The organism is Streptomyces solicamelliae, assembly GCF_045348655.1.
Lineage (GTDB): Bacteria > Actinomycetota > Actinomycetes > Streptomycetales > Streptomycetaceae > Streptomyces > Streptomyces solicamelliae.
Genome location: NZ_CP160404.1, coordinates 2,294,925 through 2,315,078 on the forward strand (window position 1 = coordinate 2,294,925; position 20,154 = coordinate 2,315,078).

The 20,154-nt window shown below is 71.6% G+C and carries 12 protein-coding genes; 1 reads left to right on the forward strand and 11 read right to left on the reverse strand.

Annotated elements, in window-relative coordinates; genetic code table 11:
• Positions 1-161 precede the first annotated feature (161 nt).
• Positions 162-1,769: a N,N-dimethylformamidase beta subunit family domain-containing protein gene (locus tag ABZO31_RS10650; protein ID WP_406860887.1), complete on the forward strand. Its 1,608-nt coding sequence runs from the start codon at positions 162-164 to the stop codon at positions 1,767-1,769.
• An 86-nt stretch (positions 1,770-1,855) separates the two neighbouring features.
• On the opposite strand, the gene ABZO31_RS10655 is transcribed toward ABZO31_RS10650, so the two are convergent.
• From ABZO31_RS10655 to ABZO31_RS10705, 11 genes are all read right to left on the reverse strand, one after another.
• Positions 1,856-3,139, reverse strand: a complete 1,284-nt coding sequence (locus ABZO31_RS10655) for a nucleotide sugar dehydrogenase (RefSeq protein ID WP_406860888.1) — start codon at positions 3,137-3,139, stop codon at positions 1,856-1,858.
• Positions 3,136-4,719, reverse strand: coding sequence for a glycosyltransferase family 2 protein (locus tag ABZO31_RS10660; protein ID WP_406865313.1), 1,584 nt, complete (start codon positions 4,717-4,719; stop codon positions 3,136-3,138). The genes ABZO31_RS10655 and ABZO31_RS10660 overlap by 4 nt, the downstream gene beginning before the upstream one ends.
• 44 nt (positions 4,720-4,763) lie before the next feature.
• Positions 4,764-6,350, reverse strand: a complete 1,587-nt coding sequence (locus tag ABZO31_RS10665; RefSeq protein ID WP_406860889.1) for a glycosyltransferase family 4 protein — start codon at positions 6,348-6,350, stop codon at positions 4,764-4,766.
• Between the two features lie 20 nt (positions 6,351-6,370).
• Positions 6,371-8,959, reverse strand: coding sequence for a glycosyltransferase family 4 protein (locus ABZO31_RS10670; protein ID WP_406860890.1), 2,589 nt, complete (start codon positions 8,957-8,959; stop codon positions 6,371-6,373).
• Between the two features lie 100 nt (positions 8,960-9,059).
• The gene (locus ABZO31_RS10675; RefSeq protein ID WP_406860891.1) at positions 9,060-10,076 is read right to left on the reverse strand and encodes a Gfo/Idh/MocA family protein; all 1,017 of its coding nucleotides are present in this window, start codon (positions 10,074-10,076) and stop codon (positions 9,060-9,062) included.
• Positions 10,073-11,191 (reverse strand): DegT/DnrJ/EryC1/StrS family aminotransferase, encoded by a 1,119-nt coding sequence (locus tag ABZO31_RS10680; protein WP_406860892.1) that lies wholly within the window; start codon positions 11,189-11,191, stop codon positions 10,073-10,075. The genes ABZO31_RS10675 and ABZO31_RS10680 overlap by 4 nt, the downstream gene beginning before the upstream one ends.
• Before the next feature lie 417 nt (positions 11,192-11,608).
• Complete coding sequence (locus ABZO31_RS10685) at positions 11,609-15,343, reverse strand: Rne/Rng family ribonuclease (RefSeq protein WP_406860893.1); 3,735 nt, start codon at positions 15,341-15,343, stop codon at positions 11,609-11,611.
• A 234-nt stretch (positions 15,344-15,577) separates the two neighbouring features.
• Entirely contained in the window at positions 15,578-16,357 is a 780-nt protein-coding gene (locus ABZO31_RS10690; RefSeq protein ID WP_406860894.1) for a TIGR03936 family radical SAM-associated protein, read from the reverse strand.
• A 136-nt stretch (positions 16,358-16,493) separates the two neighbouring features.
• Positions 16,494-17,660, reverse strand: a complete 1,167-nt coding sequence (locus tag ABZO31_RS10695; RefSeq protein WP_406860895.1) for a hypothetical protein — start codon at positions 17,658-17,660, stop codon at positions 16,494-16,496.
• A 103-nt stretch (positions 17,661-17,763) separates the two neighbouring features.
• Entirely contained in the window at positions 17,764-17,928 is a 165-nt protein-coding gene (locus ABZO31_RS10700; protein ID WP_406860896.1) for a hypothetical protein, read from the reverse strand.
• A 235-nt stretch (positions 17,929-18,163) separates the two neighbouring features.
• The gene (locus ABZO31_RS10705) at positions 18,164-20,092 is read right to left on the reverse strand and encodes a TIGR03960 family B12-binding radical SAM protein (protein WP_406860897.1); all 1,929 of its coding nucleotides are present in this window, start codon (positions 20,090-20,092) and stop codon (positions 18,164-18,166) included.
• Positions 20,093-20,154: the final 62 nt, after the last annotated feature.

The following is a 20,154-nucleotide window of genomic DNA, read 5'->3' on the forward strand; positions in this document are numbered from 1 at the left end:
GGTGATGTCCGATCAGCACCCCTCTATCAGAACGGAATCCACGCGTCCACCACGCCGCGTCGAACACCCGGTAAGGATCCTCTGAAGAAATCCGACCGGCGAGTACAACCAACGAAGATCGAAATCCATCTACCTCCCCGGAACGTCTGGGGAGGCAGAACATGGGCAATCGATCACGCCGCGCGGTACTGGGCCTGCTGGGCCTCACGGGGGCGGCAGGCGCCACGGCGTACGCGCTGCGCGACGCGGGGTCGGCGGCGACGACCGTCACGGTCGGGGGCCCCACGGCCACGCCCGAGCCGACGCCCACCGTGATCGATCCGCCGGTGCCGGCGACCTCCTCGTCCATCGTCGCGGAGAACCGGCTGCCGGGCTCGCGGAAGTGGATCCAGTACCGCGACAACTCCCTGTGCTCCAGCGACGTGCGGGGCCAGATCATGGGGTACGCCTCGACCACCTCGGCCGGCCACGGCGAGCTCGTGGACTTCCACGTCTCGGTGCGGGACGGACGCGACTACCGGGTCGCGATCTACCGAATAGGCGACTACGGCGGCACCGGCGCCCGCCTGATGACCACCAGCGAGCCCCTGCGCGGCGTCCGCCACCCCCAGCCGCCCGCCGACCCGGAGACCGGCGCCATCGAGTGCGCCTGGCCCGTCTCCTGGAGCCTGCGGATCCCCGAGAGCTGGATGTCCGGCCTGTACCAGGCGGTGTTCACCGCCGACGACGGCCACCGCAGCAGCACCCCCTTCGTGGTGCGCGAGCCGCAGCGCACCTCCGCGCTGCTCGTCGTCATCCCGTTCGCCACGTACCAGGCGTACAACATGTGGCCGAAGGACCACCGGACGGGCAAGAACCTCTACCGCGGCTATCTGCCGAACGGCAAGCTCGGCGGCACCGAGCACCGCGCGCGCAAGGTGTCCTTCGACCGCCCGTACTCCGGCAGCGGCGTGCCCAGCTGGTTCAACATGGACAGCAGCTTCGTGCGCTGGGCCGAGGCCGCCGGGTACGACGTCACCTACGCGAGCAGCCTCGACCTGCACGACGGGACGATCGACCCGGCCGATTACAGCGCCGTGGTCTTCCCCGGCCACGACGAGTACTGGTCGCGGGCGATGTTCGACGCCTCCATGGACGCCGTCCGGGCCGGCCGCGACCTCGCCTTCCTCGGCGCCAACAACGTCTACTTCCACGTCCGGATGGAGCCCTCCTCCCACACGGGCGTGAAGGACCGGCTGATGGCCTGCTACAAGTCCGGCCACGACCCGTCCCCCGACGCCGCCGGCCGCACCTCGCGCTTCCGGGAGGTCCAGCGCGACGGAAGCCTCGCCGAACAGCAGCTGCTCGGCATCCAGTTCATCGGCATCGTGCCCACCGACAAGCCGTTCCCGCTCATCGTGAAGAACGCCGACCACTGGCTCTGGGCGGGCACCGGCGTGCGCGACGGCGAGAAGCTCCCCGGCCTGGTCGGCATCGAGGCGGACGCCTACGACCCGAAGGCCGTCGAGCCCGCCGGCGCCACCCGCACCCTGCTCGCCGAGTCCCCGTTCAAGGACTCGCGCCCCGGGGTGAAGCACCGCACGATCCAGCACACCGCGCACACCGAGTTCCCCGACGGCGGCTCGGTGTTCGTCGCCGGCACCTTCCACTGGCCGCTCGCCCTGGTCGACGGCGACTCCTGGGCCGACGCGAGGATCAAGGACCGCACGGCACGGGCGAAGATCCGCAAGGCGACCGCCAACCTGGTCGACCGGATGATCAGCCGCTGACGAGCGCGGCCGAGGACGAACGGAAGGGGCCCCGCCCCCGGCCTGAACAGCCGGTGGGCGGGGCCCCTTTCAGCAGTACGTGCGTGTCAGCCGCCGATGACGACGCGGCGCACGCCCTCCCAGTTGGCCGGGTCGGTCGTGCGGCGGCCGTCGACCAGCACGGTGACGTCCGGCAGGTCCTTGGCGGCCAGGGTGCGGTACTCGGCGTGGTCGGCCTGCAGGATCGCGGCCGTGACCGTCTCGCCGCGGTGGGCCGGCAGCTTGTGCGCCTCCAGCTCCTCCACGGTGTACATCGGGTCGGACACGAACGGGACCGCGCCACGGGCCTTGAGGGCCTCCACGGTGCCGTACACGCCGGAGAACGCGGTCTCCTTCACGCCGCCGCGGTAGGCGGCGCCGAGCACGAGCACGTTCACGCCGGACAGGTCGCCGTACGCGGCCGCCAGCAGGTCCACCGCGTACTCGGGCATCGCGGCGTTGGCCTCGCGGGCCGAGCGCACGACGGTCGCCTCCGGGTCGTTCCACAGGTACATCCGCGGGTAGATCGGGATGCAGTGGCCGCCGACGGCGATGCCCGGCTGGTGGATGTGGCTGTAGGGCTGCGAGTTGCAGGCCTCGATGACCTTCTTGACGTCGATGCCGTTCTTGTCGGCGAACTTGGCGAACTGGTTCGCCAGGCCGATGTTGACGTCGCGGTACGTGGTCTCGGCCAGCTTCGCCAGCTCGGACGCCTCGGCGGTGCCCAGGTCCCACACGCCGTTCGCCTGCGGCAGGTCGTCGCGCTCGTCGAAGTCGAGGACCTGCTCGTAGAACTCGACGCCGGCCTTGGTGGAGGCCTCGTCGATGCCGCCGACCAGCTTCGGGTAACGGCGCAGGTCCGCGAAGACGCGACCGGTGAGCACACGCTCCGGGGAGAACACCAGGTGGAAGTCCTGGCCGGCGGTGAGGCCGGAGCCCTCCTCCAGCATCGGCGCCCAGCGGGTGCGGGTGGTGCCGACCGGCAGGGTGGTCTCGTACGAGACCAGGGTGCCCGGCTTCAGGCCCTTGGCGATGGCCTTCGTGGCGGCGTCCATCCAGCCGAAGTCCGGCACGCCCTCGGCGTCCACGAACAGCGGGACGACGACCACGACGGCGTCGGAGTCGGCGACCGCGGCGGTGGTGTCGGTGGTGGCGGACAGCAGACCGGCGCCCACGGTCTCCTTCAGGAGACGGTCGAGGTCGAACTCGCCCGGGAAGGGCTCGGTGCCGGCGTTGACCAGCTCGACGACCTTCTCGTTGACGTCCGCGCCGATGACCTTGTGGCCCTTGGCGGCGAACTGAACAGCGAGCGGCAGGCCGATCTTGCCGAGCGCGACTACACAGATTTTCATCGGGTCAGTTTCCTCTTCACACGGGACATCGTCTGGCGCAGTCGCTTGCCCACGCCGAGCGCCGGCTCCCAGAGCGGCGCCGTGGTGATCACGAGCCGCCCCTTGGAGTTCGCGGTGGCCGAGACACGGTACGGGACGGCGTCCCGCCAGCGCCGCGCCAGCGGCAGGGGACGGCCCTTGGTCCGTACCGGGATCTCGTACATCGAGCCTGCCACATCCAGGTAGGCGCGTACGCCGAGGGTCGCACGCTTCACCTGCAGCGGGAACCGGGCGTGCAGCACCGTGCCCAGGCCGTCCTCGGTGGGCTCGCTGTGCTGCTCCCCGCCCGCGGCGGACAGCTCGGTGCCGACCGGGAGCCGGCGGCCGCCGGGCTTGTCGGCGCTCTTGGGCATCGCCCGGTCGGCGAGCCGGAGCACCGCCGCGTCCGCCTGTCCGGCCACCGGGACGCGTACGGCGAGCCGTACCGCCAGGTCCTGGCCGTTCTGGTCCCACTCCGCGGACACCAGGCCGGTGCCGGTGGACAGGTGCTTGGGGACGGCCTCGCCGATCACCTCGAAGAGGCGGTCGGGCAGGCCGAGCTCGGGGTCGCGGAAGCCGGGGTAGCGGACGTACGCGCGCTCGTCCTCGAGCAGCAGCGGCCAGCCCTCGCCCTCGGTGTCGCCCTTGATCGCCTCGACCAGCCGGTCGACGGCGCCGGCCTGCGCGAGCGCGATCCGGACGCGGCGCTGCACGTCCATGGAGTCGCGCAGCGGCTCGGTGAAGTACGCGTCGGCCAGCTCGGCGATGCCGGCACAGACCTCGACCTGGGTGGGCCGGTCCACGGACGGGAAGTCGTCCTGGATCAGCTTGGCGAGCTCCCAGGTGAAGTGCCGCTTGAAGACCCAGTCGCGCTTCGGGCCGGCCTCGATGAGCTCGGCCGCGGAGTTCATGATCCGCTCGGCGCAGTGCAGCCGGGCCAGGTGGTTCGCCCGGTACGTGATGTTGCTCGCGTCGCCGCGCTTGACCGCGTAGTAGCAGGTGTAGTCGGCCACCACGGAGATCTTGCGGGCCTTGACGCAGGCCTCGATGGTGAACGGCTGGTCGCTGCCGACCGGCATGTCCTCGGGGAACCGCAGGCCCAGCTTCTCGACCAGCTCGCGCCGGAACAGCTTGGTGTTGGCCAGGGTGAACGGCAGGGCGGAGTCGTACAGGCTCACGTCCGGGTCGTTCTTCTTGTACAGCGCCTGGTGCACGTAGCGGCCGTTGGTGCCGACCATCTTGCCGACGACGACGTCCGACTCGTTCTCGTCGGCGCACGCCACCATGCGCTTGAGGGCGTCCTTGCCGAGGTGGTCGTCCGAGCCTATGAAGTACACGAAACGGCCGGTGGCCAGGTCGAGCGCCCGGTTGCTGGGCGCCGCCGGGCCACCGGAGTTGGCCTGGTGGACGACCTTGACCGTGCCCGGGTACTTCGCGGCGAAGCGGTCCAGCTCCTTGCCGCTGTCGTCGGTGGAGCCGTCGTCGACCGCGACGATCTCCAGACGGTCGCGTCCGATGCTCTGACCGAGGAGCGAGTTCAGGCACTCGGTCAGGTAGGGCATCGTGTTGTAGACCGCGACGACGACCGTGACGTCGGGGACGGTCGTCACATCCGGCCCCTCTCGGCGGCGCCCGGCACCAGGCGGGTGTACAGGCGGTCGAGGACCTCGGCCTGCGCCTCCCACGTCCAGGTGTCGAGCAGCCCCGGCTTGTCGTACGCGGCCTTGTACCGCTCCGGGTCCGCGAGGACGGCCTTGATGGCGCGCGCGAGGTCGTCGACGTCCTCGGCCTTGCAGATCTCGCCCTGGCCGGTGGACCGGGTGACCTCGGACATCGTCTTCACATCGCTGACGACCAGCGGCAGCCGGGCGTGCGAGTACTCGAAGAACTTCGTGATCAGCGCGATCTCGTGGTTCGGCCAGTGGTGGATCGGGATGCAGCCCACGTTCGCCGCGGACAGGAAGCGGACCACCTGGTAGTGCGGCACGTACGGCACGGCGTGCAGCCGGTCGCCGACGCCGAGCTCCGCGGCTCGCTTGAGCAGCCCCTGGATGTAGCCGGCGGCCGGCGCGGGCACCACGAACGCCATGTGGACGCCGTCGAGCTTCGGCAGCGCCTCCACCATGTCGCCGAGACCGCGCTGCGGACCGGGCGAACCGCTGTAGACCACCAGCGGCACGTCCGGGCCGATGCCGCACAGGGCGCGCAGGTCCGGGACGGGCTCGGCGTCGTCCAGGGCCGGGTCGGTCTCGACCGGGCGGTCCGGGGCGTTGAGCACGACGGTCGGCTGCTCGGTGAGGCCGTGGCGCTCGCGCAGCAGGTCTCCGAGGCCCTCGGAGACGGTGACGACGGCGTCGGCGTACGGGGCGAACTCGCTCTCGTGCGCGGTGTTGCCGGGGATCCAGTGGGCGTTGTCCTCCCACGGGCGGACGCCGGGCAGGTACTCGTGCGCGTCCCAGACCAGCTTCACGTTGCGGCCCTTGGCGCGGGCGCGCACCGCGGCGCGGGCGCCGACGCCGAGCATCCGGAAGTCGTTGGCGTGGATCAGGTCGGGCTTCAGCGCGTCGATCTCGGCGCCGTACGTCAGCTCGTAGTCCCAGAGCACCGGCTCCAGGCGGCGCCAGGCGCGCTTGCCCTTGGCGGCCTTCCAGGTCGCGGTGAACGCGCGGTCGATCGGTCCGCGCAGCGCCTTGCCGGCCTTCTGCGCCTGCCGGGTCTGGCGGGCGCGGAAGCCGATCCACTTCTGCATGAACTTCGACACCGGTCCGGCGACGACGAGGCGGGCCGCCTCGCTCTTGCGGAACAGCGGGGAGCCGACCGCCTCGGGGACGACCTTCAGCGCGGCGCGCCGGGTGGCGACGTCCGCGCGCCAGGCCTTGGCCCACTGCTGCCGGTACGCCGACATCGGGCCCGGCTGGTACGCGAACGGGCGGCGCAGCAGCGAGCGGTGCCGCTCGGCGTGCCGCTTGGCCAGCGGGGTCTTCAGCGGCAGCAGCTTGACCTCGGCGTCGCCGAGCTTCCAGGTGCGTCCGTTGCCGGAGCGCACCAGGCCGAGCAGGGTGACGTCCCAGCCGGCCGCGGCCGCGGACTCGGCGGCCTTCTGCACGCGCGAGTCGCCCTCGACCTTGTTGTCGACCAGCATGACGACGCGGCCCTTCGGGGGACGTGGCGCGCCGGCATTCTGCGATTCCATGAACAGCCTTTCTTGACCGATCACTTGAGGAAGCCGCTCAGGACCTGGGCGGTCCAGGTTCCGTCGTGGTAGGTGTGCGCGAACTCGACCGAGTCGCGGCCGATGCGGGCGGTGCCCTCGCGGTCGTCGAGCAGCGACTGGATGACCTCGCGGAGGGTGTCCGGGGTGGCGCTGACGATCGGCAGCGCGCCCTGGGTGACCGCCTTGACCTCGTCGCTGATGTAGCCGACGACCGGCCGGCCGGCCGCCATGGCCTCGACGGCGAAGGTGCCGTAGCTGCCGGTGGTGAACTGGTCGAGGACCAGGTCGCAGCTCTGCACCAGCGCGCGCATCTCGGGCCACGGGATGCCCTCGGCGAGCTTGAACTCGATGATGCCGGCGTCGTGCAGCTCGGTCATCAGCGGCATGATCCGGTCGGTGCCCTTGGTCCAGCGCTTGGACGGACCGTGCAGCACGACCGGGCGCTTGCGCTCCATCACCGGGTGCTCGCTCGCCCAGGACTTCACGTCCACGACGAGCGGGGCCCACGCGGCCGTCGGCAGGTCGTCGAGCAGGTCCGGGGTGGTGACGAACAACGGCAGACCGACCTCGTCGGCGATCTTCCTGTTGAGCTCGGCCTTGGCCTGGAGCTTCTCCACGATGCCCTCGGGGGCGTCGTGGAACAGCGAGAAGGGGTGCCGCCTCATGTGGTTGCCGGGGTGGCGGATGTCGCTGCCGTGCGCGAGCAGGCCGACCTTGATCTTCGCCTGCTTCAGCGCGTCCAGGTCGCCCTGCACCGACGCGCCGTTCAGGTAGCCGAACACCGGCATGAACGCGTCGACGAGCAGGTGGGTGTACCGGCCGACGACCCGCTCGACCTGCTGGAACTGGACGTCCAGCTCGCGCAGGCGGGTGGCGTCGACGTACACGTCGGCCGGGAAGTCGAAGGACTCCGGCCGCTTGTTCATCACGACCTCGACGGAGACGTCGGGGTTCAGCCGCGTGATGGCCTGCGCGTACGCGGCGCCCTGGCCGCCGTAGTTGGCCGGGCCGAGACCGAGCTTGATCTTCGTGTTGCCGAGCTTCTTCCAGACCGGCTGGCCGTCCTCGGTGGTGATCTCCACCTCACGGACCGCCCCGGGAGTCTCCTGGACGGTCCAGGACACCTCGGGCCGGGGGCCGGGCGGGGTCTTCTTGGACAGCTCGCGGTACAGCTGGAGCAGCTTGCCGCTCTGCGCCTCCCAGGACAGGTCCGTGAGGACGTCCTCGGTGATCGCCTCGGCGAGCTTGTCGCGGTTCTTCATGGCGCGGGTCGCGGCGGTGGCGAAGGTCTTGGGGTCGTCCCAGGTCCACACCTCGCCGAGACCGTGCTCCTCGACGTACGCCTTGATGACCTTGACGTCGCTGGTGACCAGCGGCAGCCGGGCCTGGAGGTACTCGGAGACCTTCGTGGGAAGGGAGACCTCGCAGTTGGGGACCTTCTTGAACGGGGTGAGGCCGACGTCCGCGGAGGACAGGTAGTCGGCGACCTCGTGCTGCGGCACGTACGGCACCAGGTGGATCCGGTCGCGTACGCCGAGGGACTCGGCCTGTGCCAGCAGCTCCTCCAGGAGCGGCGTCGTCCGGCCGACGACCAGCGCCAGGTGGTAGCCGGGCAGTTCGGGCAGGCCGTCGATGACCGCGTCGACGCCGCGCTCACGGCCGATCCAGCCGGAGTACACCATCAGCGGGACCTCGGGGCCCAGGCCGCAGGCCTTGCGCACCGAGTTGCTCGACTTGCCGCCGCCGATGACCTCGCGGACCGGCGAATTGCCGACGACCAGCGGGAGCTTGCCCAGCTTGTGGTCGTTCTTCAGCAGTTCGGCCATCTGCGTCGAGACGGTGACGACCGCGTCGGCGCGGCCGATGAACTCGGCCTCCATCGCCGGAAGGGCGTACGCCTGACGCTTGTTGGGCCACTCGACGCCCTTGATGTACTCGTGCGCGTCGTACAGCCAGGCGCACGTGTGGCCGGCGGCCTTCAGACGCGCCGCGCTGCGGGCCGCGGTGACAATCATCGTGGCGTCGTTGGCGTGGATGACGTCCGGCTTCAGCTTCTCGATCACCGGGCCGAAGGCCAGGTCGAGGTCGACGACCTGCGGCCAGTCACGGCGCCAGTCGCGCACCGGCGTCGGGTCCTTCGGCTTGCGCCGCTGCTCCCACTTGAACGCGCGGACGCGGAAGCGGTGCACGGCCCGGCGGGCCCGGAGCAGCGCCTTCAGGGACGTACGGCGCGTGCCGCCGGCCCACGCGGACTCGGCGGACTTCTGCCGGACCCACGCACGGTACGCGGCGCTGTAGCGATTCAGCGCGGCCTGGTCCTGGATCTGGAACTGGGTGGCGGCGGCGCGCACCGGGTGCGGCTTGCGCGCGTTCACCGCCCGGAGGTAGTCGGAGCCCACGGGTACCCGGATCACGTCGATCGGGCCCATCTTGGAGTGCTGGACGCGCCTGGTGTCGCTCCTGCCGATCAGGGTGACGTCCCAGCCGTCGCGCGCGGCGGCGACGGCGGTCTTCTGTACCCGCGAGTCGCCGGTGATTCCGTTGGCGACGATCACCGCGAGCCGCGGCCGGCGGGCGTGGGATTCCATGAGCTACTTCCTCCGGGAAGACTTACGTTCGGCGTCCCCGGCCTCCACGCGTCGGGAGGCCGGGGACCGGCGGGCAGCGGCTACCCGCCGCCGAGGTGGGTCAGGCAGCTCCACCCGCGATGTCGTCCAGACGGACAGTAGTCCGGTCGGCAGCGGACTGCAGAACCGCCGCGGCGACCTCCACCGTACGCAGACCCTGGCGCAGGGTGCAGATGTCCGCCTCCTTGCCGAGCATCGCGTCGCGGAACAGCTCGTGCTCGACGAGCAGCGGCTCACGCTTCGGGATGGCGTAGCGGATCATGTCGCCCTCGGACACACCGCGGAAGGCCTGCAGCGCCTCCCACTCCGTCGCCACGGCGGCGTTGGAGTAGAAGGTCAGGTCGGCGGTGAGGGTGTCGGCGATGAAGCAGCCGCGCTCACCGGTGACCGAGGTGAACCGCTCCTTCAGCGGGCTCAGCCAGTTGACCAGGTGGTTCACCATGGTGCCGTCGGAGAGCTGGCCGACGGCGGAGACCATGTCCTCGTGCACACGGCCGGACTTCGACACCGTGTGGGCGGCGATCGAGGTGTACGACTGGCCGGTCACCCAGGCGGTGAGGTCGATGTCGTGGGTGGCGAGGTCCTTGACCACGCCGACGTCGGCGATGCGGTGCGGGAACGGGCCCTGGCGGCGGGTGACGACCTGGTAGACGTCGCCCAGCTCACCGGCCTCGAGCTTCTGGCGCAGCGAACGCAGCGCCGGGTTGCAGCGCTCGATGTGACCCACACCGGCCACCAGGCCGCGGGTCTCGAACGCCTCGACGAGGCGGCGGGCGCCCTCGACGGTGTCGGCGACGGGCTTCTCGATGAGCGCGCCGACGCCGGCCTCGGCCAGCTTCAGGCCGACTTCCTCGTGCAGGGCGGTCGGGCAGGCGACGACGGCGTAGTCGATGCCGAGGGCGATGAGCTCCTCGACGGTCGACAGGACCGGGGCGCCCTGCGCCCAGCCGTTCTTGTCGCCCATCGGGTCGACGACACCGACGAGCTGGACGCCGTCGAGCCCGGCGAGTACGCGGGCGTGGTGGCGTCCCATGGAGCCGAGGCCGATCAGGCCGGCTCGCAGTGCAGCGGCAGTCACAGGTTCTCTCCCAGCGCGTTCACGGCGGTGACGATGCGCTCCAGGTCGTTCTCGGACAGGGACGGGTGGACCGGCAGCGAGACGACCTCGGCGGCGGCCTTCTCCGTCTGCGGCAGGTCCCAGTTGCGGCCGGCCTTCTGGTCCGGCTCCCAGTACGGCTTCAGGCGGTGGATCGGGGTCGGGTAGTAGACCGCGTTGCCGATGCCCGCCTCGGTGAGCTTGGCCATCGCGGCGTCGCGGTCGCCCTTCACCCGGATCGTGTACTGGTGGTAGATGTGCCGCGCGCCCGGGGCGAGGATCGGCGTGACCACGTTCTCGGCGGTGATGTGCTCCGAGAGGTACGCGGCGTTGGCGATGCGCCGCTCGGTCCAGCCGGCGAGCTTGCCGAGCTGGACGCGGCCGATCGCGGCGCTCACGTCGGTCATGCGCATGTTGGCGCCGACGATCTCGTTGGCGTAGCGCTGCTCCATGCCCTGGTTGCGCAGCAGGCGCAGGGTGCGGGCGATCTCGGCGTCGGCCGTGGAGATCATGCCGCCCTCGAGCGAGTGCATGTTCTTCGTCGGGTAGAAGCTGAACGTGCCGCCGGTGCCGAAGGCGCCGACCGGCGTGCCGTTCAGGGCGGCCGCGTGCGCCTGGCAGGCGTCCTCGACGACGGCCAGCTTGTGCTTGTCGGCGATGGCCATGATCTTGTCCATCGCGGCCGGGTTGCCGTAGATGTGCACCGGCATGATCGCGGCGGTGCGCGGGGTGATCGCGGCCTCGACGGCGGCCGGGTCGATGTTGAAGCTGTCGGCCTCGATGTCGACGAAGACGACGTCGGCGCCGACCAGGCGGACCGCGTTCGCCGAGGCGGCGAACGAGAAGGACGGGACGATCACCTCGTCGCCCGGGCCGATGCCCATGGCCATCAGAAGGAGGTGCAGCGCGGAGGTACCGGAGTTGACGGCGACGCAGTGACGTCCCTCGACGATCTCCGAGAACTCCTCCTCGAAGGCGGCCACCTCCGGGCCCTGTACGACGCGGCCGGTGCGCAGCACGCGGACCGCAGCCTCGATCTCCTCTTCACCGATGACCGGGCGGGCAGCGGGGATGGGCTGCTCGTTGATGCTCGCCATGGACGTCCTCCTTGAACACCGCAAGAGCTCTACGTGGCAGAGGTCTGGGGTGCGGCGGGCGTCTCGCGAGGCCGCGCGTACCCCTCCGGCGCGATGCCGACGCCCTACCGAGGAATGCTGGGACCGAGTGTGTCCCGATCCGGGTCGGTCACCCACCGTAGTCCCGTGCGGAGGCCCGAGTCGGCGGCGACCGGGCGTCACATTATCAGGAATTTCCTAGTCAATTTCTGGGCCGTTTACGTGGCCAGGCATCAATTCTGAAACAAAGTCCTGACCTCGTCGGACACCCCCTGAGCGGCCACACACGGTGTTCAACCCACGGCCACTATTCGTTCGACCGAACAACAGCGGGGAGTGACGACCGTCACGCGACGGACGTCACTCCCCGGTGCCGTGGGCCTGCGCCCCGGCGACTGTCTACTGCTCGGCCGCGGCGGTCTTCTTGGCCGCCGCCTTCGTGGCCTTCTTCGCCGTGGTCTTCTTGGCCGCGGTCTTCTTCGCCGCCGTCTTCTTGGTGGCGGCCTTCTTGGCCGTGGCCTTCTTGGCGGTCTTGCGCGCGGCCTTCTTCGCCGGCGCCGCCTCCTCGGCCTCCGCCTCGGCCTCGGCCGGGGCCTCCGCCTCGGGAGTGCCGGTCACCACGACGACCGCGGCCTCCTCCGCACCGGCCGGCGCGCCGGCGGGCGCGGTGGCCTTGCGGACGACCCGGCGACGGGCCCGCGGCGGGGCGGCCACGGGGGCCTCCTCGACGACGGGCGCCTCCTCGGCCGGGGCCTCGGTCTTCGCGACCGGCGCCTCGACGACGACCGGGGCCGGCTCGACGACCTCGACGGCCGGCTCGGCCGTGACACGGGCCGGGCGGGACACCTCGCGGACCACCCGGCGACGGCGACGCCCACGGCCACCGGCCGCGGCGGCCTCCGCCTCGGCCGCGGAACCGTACAGCTCCTCGTCCGCCCCGATCGGCTCCTCGACGGCGACCGGAGCGGCGAGCTCCGCCGCCACCTCGGCCTCGGTCTCGACCTCGACGGCCTCGGCCGTCTCCGGCTCCACCGCCTCGACGTGCTCGTGCTCGTGGACGTGCTCGGCGCCGCCGCGGCCGCGCTTCTTCGCCCGCTTGCCGGTGCCGCCGCCCCCGTGGGTGGCCGGCTGCTCCATGTGCACGATGACACCGCGGCCGTTGCAGTGGACACAGGTCTCGGAGAAGGACTCCAGCAGACCCTGGCCGACCCGCTTGCGGGTCATCTGCACCAGGCCCAGCGAGGTGACCTCGGCCACCTGGTGCTTGGTCCGGTCCCGGCCCAGGCACTCGAGGAGCCGGCGCAGCACCAGGTCGCGGTTGGACTCCAGGACCATGTCGATGAAGTCGATGACGACGATGCCGCCCAGGTCGCGCAGCCGCAGCTGGCGCACGATCTCCTCGGCCGCCTCCAGGTTGTTCCGGGTGACGGTCTCTTCGAGGTTGCCGCCCTGACCGGTGAACTTGCCGGTGTTGACGTCGACCACGACCATCGCCTCGGTCTTGTCGATCACCAGCGAACCGCCGGACGGCAGCCAGACCTTGCGGTCCAGCGCCTTCATCAGCTGCTCGTCGATCCGGTACGTCGCGAAGACGTCGACCTCGCTGGTCCACTTGTTCAGGCGGTCCGCCAGGTCGGGCGCGACGTGCGAGACGTACCCGTGGATGGTCTCCCAGGCGTCCTCGCCGCTGACGATGACCTTCGAGAAGTCCTCGTTGAAGATGTCGCGGACGACCCGGACGGTCATGTCCGGCTCGCCGTACAGCAGGCTCGGCGCGGACGTCGAGATCTGGTTGGCCTTCTTCTTGATGTCGGCCCACTGCGCCTGCAGTCGCTCGACGTCACGGCGCAGCTCGTCCTCGCTCGCGCCCTCGGCGGCGGTGCGCACGATGACGCCCGCGTCCTCGGGGACGATCTTCTTGAGGATGGTCTTCAGACGCGCGCGCTCGGTGTCCGGGAGCTTGCGGCTGATGCCGGTCATCGAGCCTTCGGGCACGTACACGAGGTAGCGGCCCGGCAGGGAGACCTGGCTGGTCAGACGCGCGCCCTTGTGGCCGATCGGGTCCTTCGTCACCTGGACGAGGACCGACTGGCCGGACTTCAGCGCGGTCTCGATGCGGCGCGGCCCGTTGGCCATGCCGAGCGCCTCGAAGTTGACCTCGCCGGCGTACAGGACCGCGTTGCGGCCCTTGCCGATGTCGACGAAGGCGGCCTCCATCGACGGCAGCACGTTCTGGACCTTGCCCAGGTAGACGTTGCCGACGTACGAGGTGGCCTGCTCCTTGTTGACGTAGTGCTCGACGAGCACGTTGTCCTCGAGGACGCCGATCTGGGTGCGGTCGCCGTTCTGGCGGACGACCATGACACGCTCGACGGCCTCGCGGCGGGCCAGGAACTCGGCCTCGGTGATGATCGGGACGCGGCGACGGCCCTGCTCGCGGCCCTCGCGGCGGCGCTGCTTCTTCGCCTCCAGACGCGTCGAGCCCTTGATGGACTGGACCTCGTCGGACGGCTCCGACTTCGGCCGCGGCTCGCGGACCTTGACGACCGTACGGACGCCGTCCTCCTCGGCGGCCTCGCCCTCACCGGCCTCACCGCTGCGGCGGCGACGACGGCGACGGCGGCGCGAGCTGCTGCTGCCGGACGGGGCGAGACCCTCGGCGTCCTCGTCGGACTCCTCCTCGGGCTCCTCCTCGTCGGCCTCCTCGGACTCGGCCTCGACCGCGGTCTCCTCGGACTCCTCGGCCTCGTCGGCCTCGGCGTCCGCACCACGGCGACGGCGACGGCCGCCCCGGCGGCGACGGCGGGAGGGACGCTCCTCGTACTCGTCCGACTCCTCCGCCTCGGCGGCCTCGGGCTCCTCGGCCTCGACCTCGGGCTCGTCGGCGACGGTGGCCGGCACCGGCTCGACGGCGACGGGCTCGCCACGGCGGCGACGGCGACGGCGGCCGGTCTCGCGCTCGGCGGGCTCGACGGTCTCGACGACCGCCTCGGCCGTCTCGACCGTCTCCTCGTCCTCCTCCGGCTCCTGCTCCACGGCGGCGGCAGCGGCCGCGGCGGCCGCGGTCTCCGGCGTCTGGAACATCGGCTCGGTGAACACCGGCGCCTGGAAGACGGCCACGGCGGGGCGGGCGGCACGGCGGCCGCGCGCGGGCTCCTCCTCGGCCTCGGCCTTCTTCTCGGCCTTCCCGGCCGGCTCGGAGGTGAACTGCGGGGCCGTGACGCGACGACGGGTGCGGCCACGGGTGGCGGCCTTCTCGGCGGCCGCGACCTCGGCCGCGGCCGGGGCCTCGGGGGCGATCTGCTCGACGACGTCCTGCGGCAGGGCCTCGCCGGTGGTCTCCTCCTCGGCGGCGGCCGGGGTGGTCACGGGGGACGTGACCTTACGGGTCGCGCGACGGCGGGTACGGGCGGGCGGAGCGGCCTCCACGACCGGCTCCTCCACGACCTCGGCCGCCTCCTCGACGACCGGCGCCTCCACCACGACCTCCTCGGCCACGGCCGGAGACGTCACGGGGGACGTGGCCTTACGGGTGGCACGGCGGCGGGTACGGGCGGGCGGAGCGGCCTCCACGACCGGCTCCTCCACGACCTCGGCCGCCTCCTCGACGACCGGCGCCTCCACCACGACCTCCTCGGCCACGGCCGGAGACGTCACGGGCGCGGTGGCCTTGCGGGTGGCACGGCGGCGCGGACGCGCGGGGGCGGCCTCCTCGGCCGCGGGGGTCTCCTCGGCCGCGGCCTCCTCGACGACCGGCTCGGCCGCCTCGGCGGCGGGAGCGGTGGCCTTGCGGGTGGCGCGACGGCGGGTACGGGCCGGCGGCGCGGGCTCCTCGGCGGCTGCCGGGGTCTCCTGGGCTGCCGGGGTCTTCTCGACGACCGGCTCCGCGGCCGGGGCCGTCTCGGCGGTGGGCGCGGTGGCCTTGCGGGTGGCACGGCGGCGCGGACGCGCCGGAGCGGCCTCGGCCGCCGGGGCCTCCTCGGCCACGGCCTCGGCGACCGGCTCGGCCGTCTCGGCGGCGGCCGTCTCGGCGACCGGCGGGCCCGCGGGGCGAGAAGCGGCGCGGCGCCGGCGGCGCGGCGGCAGCTTGTCGCCAGGGGCGTTGTTGTTGTCCTCTTCGTGCTGCTCGAGCATGCGGGCGGTTCTCCCGTCACGCTCCCGGGCGCCGCGCCTGGTTCCGGTCCGGCGGCACGTCGCGGGTCTGCCGCGGTGCCGCCGCCCGGGGCGCGGGCGCCGCACGGGAGCTTCAGTGTCTGGCTCGCCGGTTCCGTACGCCTCATGCGGACGGCCTGGCGAAAGTCTCCTGGTCAGTGCGCGGCCCGGCCCAGGTGGCTCCCGAGTGCCAGGGCTGCGCTACGACGACCGTCCCTACGCGGAGCCGGTACCCGGCGCCGTCGCCGGGGCGGTCGCGGCGGCCGTGGGTGGAGCGGCCGTGACTGCCTCGCGGTCGGGCGCGAGCGGGTCGGTCACCGTGCCGGACTCCTCGTCGAAGAGCCCCTGCGCCAGCCTGGTCACCGCTGCGGGGACCGGCGGCGCCAGGTCGGCCACAGCTCGGAGACCGGACAGGACGTCGTCGGGTCGTACGGCAGGTGTCACGTGCCGAACAACCAGCCGCAGTATCGCACAGGGCTCCTCCAGCGGCCTATCAGGCTGTGGACGAGCCGCGGCGAGCTCCGCGACGGCGGAACGGGCGTCGAAGGTGCGCATGCCGTTCTTCGTCTTGCGCTGCACCTCGACCGTCTCGGCGGCGAGGAAGGCCGCGACGGCCTTCTCCGCGTCCTCGACGGCCACGCCGTCGAGCCGCAGCTCCCACACGGAGGCGGTGAGCCGGTCGGCGAGCCCGGAGGTCCGGGCCTCGACGGCGTCGGTGATGTCGAGACCGCCCGGGAGCGACTCGTCGAGCAGGGCCCGGAGGGTCTCCGGGTCGCGGCGCTCGGTGAGGGCGATCTCCAGGTACTCGGCCTCGGAGCCCGTACCCGTGGGGGCGGCGTTGGCGTACGACACCTTCGGGTGCGGGGTGAATCCGGCCGAGTACGCCATGGGCACCTCGGCGCGGCGCAGCGCACGCTCGAACGCGCGCTGGAAGTCACGGTGGCTGGTGAACCGGAGGCGGCCGCGCTTGGTGTAGCGCAGTCGGATGCGCTGCACCGCAGGTGCGGGCGGCGGGCCTTCGGGCTGTCGCTTGCCCAGTGGTTCTTCTCCTCGGTGCGGGGCGGGCGCGGGTGGCGCGCCGCCCTCGAAATGCGGATGCCGGTGGCGGTCGTCCCTGGGGGTCCCGTCCGGCTCACCCCCGCTTGCGCAGGGAGATCTCGGGGGCGGGCGCCACGCCGGGGACGGCAGTCGTACTACCCAGAGTACGCGCCCGGCTCACCACCGGTTCCCCGGCCTCGGCCGCCCGGGGGCCTCCGACCAGGGCGCGCCAGGCGTCCCGGCGGGCCTGCCGCACGGCGTCCCGCGCCGAGGCGAGCGCCCCGCGGGCGGCCCGGCCGGCCTCGACGGCGGCGGCCCGGGCGGGCGCCCAGACGTGGTCACGGACCCAGTGCCCGACGGGCAGGGCGACCCACTTGTAGAACCAGGTGGCGGGCCGCCCGACCAGATTCCACGCCAGCCAAGTGAGCACCCGCCCGACGGCGCGCGACACGTACCCCGCGATCCGCCACCCGACCAGCAGCGCGTCCCGGAGCTCACGCCCGACCGGCGCGAGGACACGCCGGTACAGCCAGACGGCGGGAACGGCGATCCCGTACCGCACGACCGGTACGACGCCGTACCGCCACAGCCCGACCCAGGGCCACACGAACAGCGCCCTGCCGAGCCACACGGCGCCGATGGTGAGGGCGTGCCCGAGCGGCGTGAGCACGGCCCGGTACACCCACGCCGCCGGCACGACGATCCCGTACCGCACCACGGGCACGACGACGTGGCTCCACAGCCCGGCGACGGGCGTGACGACCAGCAGCGCGAAGACGAGGGCGAGCCCGGTACCGAGCCGGCTCAGCACGTTCCGGTACAGCCAGACGGCGGGAACGGCGATCCCGTACCGGGCGACGGGCACCACGACGTACTCCCACAGGGCCGCCCAGGGCCACACGAACACCGCCCTGAGCAGCCACCCGAGCACGAGCCCGATGCGCCCGGCGAGCCACTCGAAGGCGAGGGCCACCCCGGTGAAGAACCAGGCCAGAGCATGCCCGACGGGCGTCAGCACGTGCCGGTACAGCCAGGCCCCCGGCACCCCGACGGCGTGATGGAAGAGCCACCCCAGCGCCCGCCCCGCCGGCCTCAGCACCGTCCGGTGCACGAACCGCCCGGCCACGACCAGCACGTCCCACACCATCCGCACCGGCACGACGAGCACCAGCACCACGATCCGCACCGGGATCCGGACGAACGCCGTCAGACACCCTTCGGGCTCGGGACCGGCCGTGGGCTGCGGCTTCTCCATGCTCATGCCTGGAATGACGCAACGGCCCGGCCCGGGGTTCTCACCCCGAACCGGGCCGTTGAAGCGCATGTGAGTCCCGTCGGGGCCAACCCCGACGGGACTCCCGGTCTCACTCGCGCGTGGCCTTCACTTCGTCGCGCACCGCGCGTACCGACCGGATCGCCGTGATCATTTTTTGGGAGAGCGCGGGTACTTGGTCGAAGAGGTGTCCCACTACGGTGAAACCTCCCACGACCGCGGCCGTACCCACGGTGACCCAACCTGCCAGCTCCATAGGGCTCCCTTCAGAGAGTGTTCGGCGGGGCGGCGAATCCCCCCGTCCTCGCCACAGCGCCGGCCGGCTCTCTTTCCAGGGCCACAGATTCCTCTGAGCCACTCGAGGCTATCCGCCCCGCCCGCTCTCTGTCCCGGATCCCGGGAAAGTCGTGCGGTGACGCGCGATCAGCAGCCCGGAAACGCCGAGAGGCGCCCGGACACGATGGTCCGGGCGCCTCTCGGCGTTCTGCGTACTACTTGACCACGCTCAGCGGCAGCAGCTTCTTGCCCGTCGGGCCGACCTGGATCTCGGTCTGCATGGCGGGGCACACGCCGCAGTCGAAGCACGGGGTCCAGCGGCAGTCGTCGACCTCGGTCTCGTCGAGGGCGTCCTGCCAGTCCTCCCAGAGCCAGTCCTTGTCGAGGCCGGAGTCCAGGTGGTCCCAGGGGAGGACCTCCTCGTAGCCGCGCTCGCGGGTGGTGTACCAGTCGACGTCGACGCCGTGGGCGGGGAGCGTCTTCGCGGCGCAGTCCATCCAGCGGTCGTACGAGAAGTGCTCGCGCCAGCCGTCGAAGCGGCCGCCGTCCTCGTACACGGCGCGGATGACGTCGCCGATGCGGCGGTCGCCGCGGGAGAGCAGGCCCTCGACGATGCCGGGCTTGCCGTCGTGGTAGCGGAAGCCGATGGAGCGGCCGTACTTCTTGTCGCCGCGGATCTTGTCGCGGAGCTTCTCCAGGCGGGCGTCCGTCTCCTCCGCCGAGAGCTGCGGGGCCCACTGGAAGGGAGTGTGGGGCTTCGGGACGAAGCCGCCGATCGACACCGTGCAGCGGATGTCGTTCTGGCCGGAGACCTCGCGGCCCTTGGCGATGACGTTGATGGCCATGTCGGCGATCTGGAGGACGTCGTCGTCGGTCTCGGTCGGCAGGCCGCACATGAAGTACAGCTTCACCTGGCGCCAGCCGTTGCCGTAGGCCGTCGCGACCGTCCTGATCAGGTCCTCTTCCGAGACCATCTTGTTGATGACCTTGCGCATGCGCTCGGAGCCGCCCTCGGGGGCGAAGGTGAGGCCGGAGCGGCGACCGTTCCTCGTCAGCTCGTTCGCCAGGTCGACGTTGAACGCGTCGACGCGGGTCGAGGGGAGGGAGAGGCCGATCTTGTCCTCCTCGTAGCGGTCCGCGAGGCCCTTGGCGATGTCGCCGATCTCGGTGTGGTCCGCGGAGGAGAGGGAGAGGAGGCCGACCTCCTCGAAGCCCGTCGCCTTGAGGCCCTTCTCGACCATCTCGCCGATGCCGGTGATGCTTCGCTCCCGCACGGGGCGCGTGATCATGCCGGCCTGGCAGAAGCGGCAGCCGCGGGTGCAGCCGCGGAAGATCTCGACGGACATCCGCTCGTGGACGGTCTCGGCGAGCGGGACCAGCGGCTGCTTGGGGTAGGGCCACTCGTCGAGGTCCATGACGGTGTGCTTGGACACGCGCCACGGCACGCCGGAGCGGTTGGGGACGACGCGGCCGATGCGGCCGTCCGGGAGGTACTCGACGTCGTAGAACGCCGGGATGTACACGCTGCCGGTCTTGGCGAGGCGGAGGAGGACCTCCTCGCGGCCGCCGGGGCGGCCCTCGGCCTTCCAGTGGCGGATGATCTCGGTCATGTCGAGCACGGCCTGCTCGCCGTCGCCGATGATCGCCGCGTCGATGAAGTCCGCGATCGGCTCGGGGTTGAAGGCGGCGTGGCCGCCGGCGAGCACGATCGGGTGGTCGATCGTCCGGTCCTTGGACTCCAGCGGGATGCCCGCGAGGTCGAGGGCCGTGAGCATGTTGGTGTAGCCGAGCTCGGTGGAGAAGCTCAGGCCGAAGACGTCGAACGCGCCGACCGGGCGGTGCGAGTCCACGGTGAACTGCGGCACGTCGTGCTCGCGCATCAGCGCCTCGAGGTCCGGCCACACGCTGTAGGTGCGCTCGGCCAGGACGCCCTCGCGCTCGTTCAGTACCTCGTAGAGGATCATGACGCCCTGGTTGGGCAGACCGACCTCGTACGCGTCCGGGTACATCAGAGCCCAGCGGACGTCGGCGGACTCCCACGGCTTGACCGTGGAGTTCAGCTCTCCACCGACGTACTGAATCGGCTTCTGCACGTGCGGGAGCAGAGCTTCGAGCTGCGGGAAGACAGACTCGGCAGCAGACATCTCGAACCTTCGTGAGCTGGCATGGGGCGACTCTCAAGCGTACCCGGTGCTCGGAGACTCCC

Excerpts from the sequence above, each read along its gene's own strand:
- ABZO31_RS10650 (WP_406860887.1), top strand. The coding sequence starts at position 162 with ATGGGCAATCGATCACGCCGCGCGGTACTGGGCCTGCTGGGCCTCACG.
- ABZO31_RS10655 (WP_406860888.1), bottom strand. The coding sequence starts at position 3,139 with ATGAAAATCTGTGTAGTCGCGCTCGGCAAGATCGGCCTGCCGCTCGCT.
- ABZO31_RS10660 (WP_406865313.1), bottom strand. The coding sequence starts at position 4,719 with ATGCCCTACCTGACCGAGTGCCTGAACTCGCTCCTCGGTCAGAGCATC.
- ABZO31_RS10665 (WP_406860889.1), bottom strand. The coding sequence starts at position 6,350 with ATGGAATCGCAGAATGCCGGCGCGCCACGTCCCCCGAAGGGCCGCGTC.
- ABZO31_RS10670 (WP_406860890.1), bottom strand. The coding sequence starts at position 8,959 with ATGGAATCCCACGCCCGCCGGCCGCGGCTCGCGGTGATCGTCGCCAAC.
- ABZO31_RS10680 (WP_406860892.1), bottom strand. The coding sequence starts at position 11,191 with ATGGCGAGCATCAACGAGCAGCCCATCCCCGCTGCCCGCCCGGTCATC.
- ABZO31_RS10685 (WP_406860893.1), bottom strand. The coding sequence starts at position 15,343 with ATGCTCGAGCAGCACGAAGAGGACAACAACAACGCCCCTGGCGACAAG.
- ABZO31_RS10695 (WP_406860895.1), bottom strand. The coding sequence starts at position 17,660 with ATGAGCATGGAGAAGCCGCAGCCCACGGCCGGTCCCGAGCCCGAAGGG.
- ABZO31_RS10700 (WP_406860896.1), bottom strand. The coding sequence starts at position 17,928 with ATGGAGCTGGCAGGTTGGGTCACCGTGGGTACGGCCGCGGTCGTGGGA.
- ABZO31_RS10705 (WP_406860897.1), bottom strand. The coding sequence starts at position 20,092 with ATGTCTGCTGCCGAGTCTGTCTTCCCGCAGCTCGAAGCTCTGCTCCCG.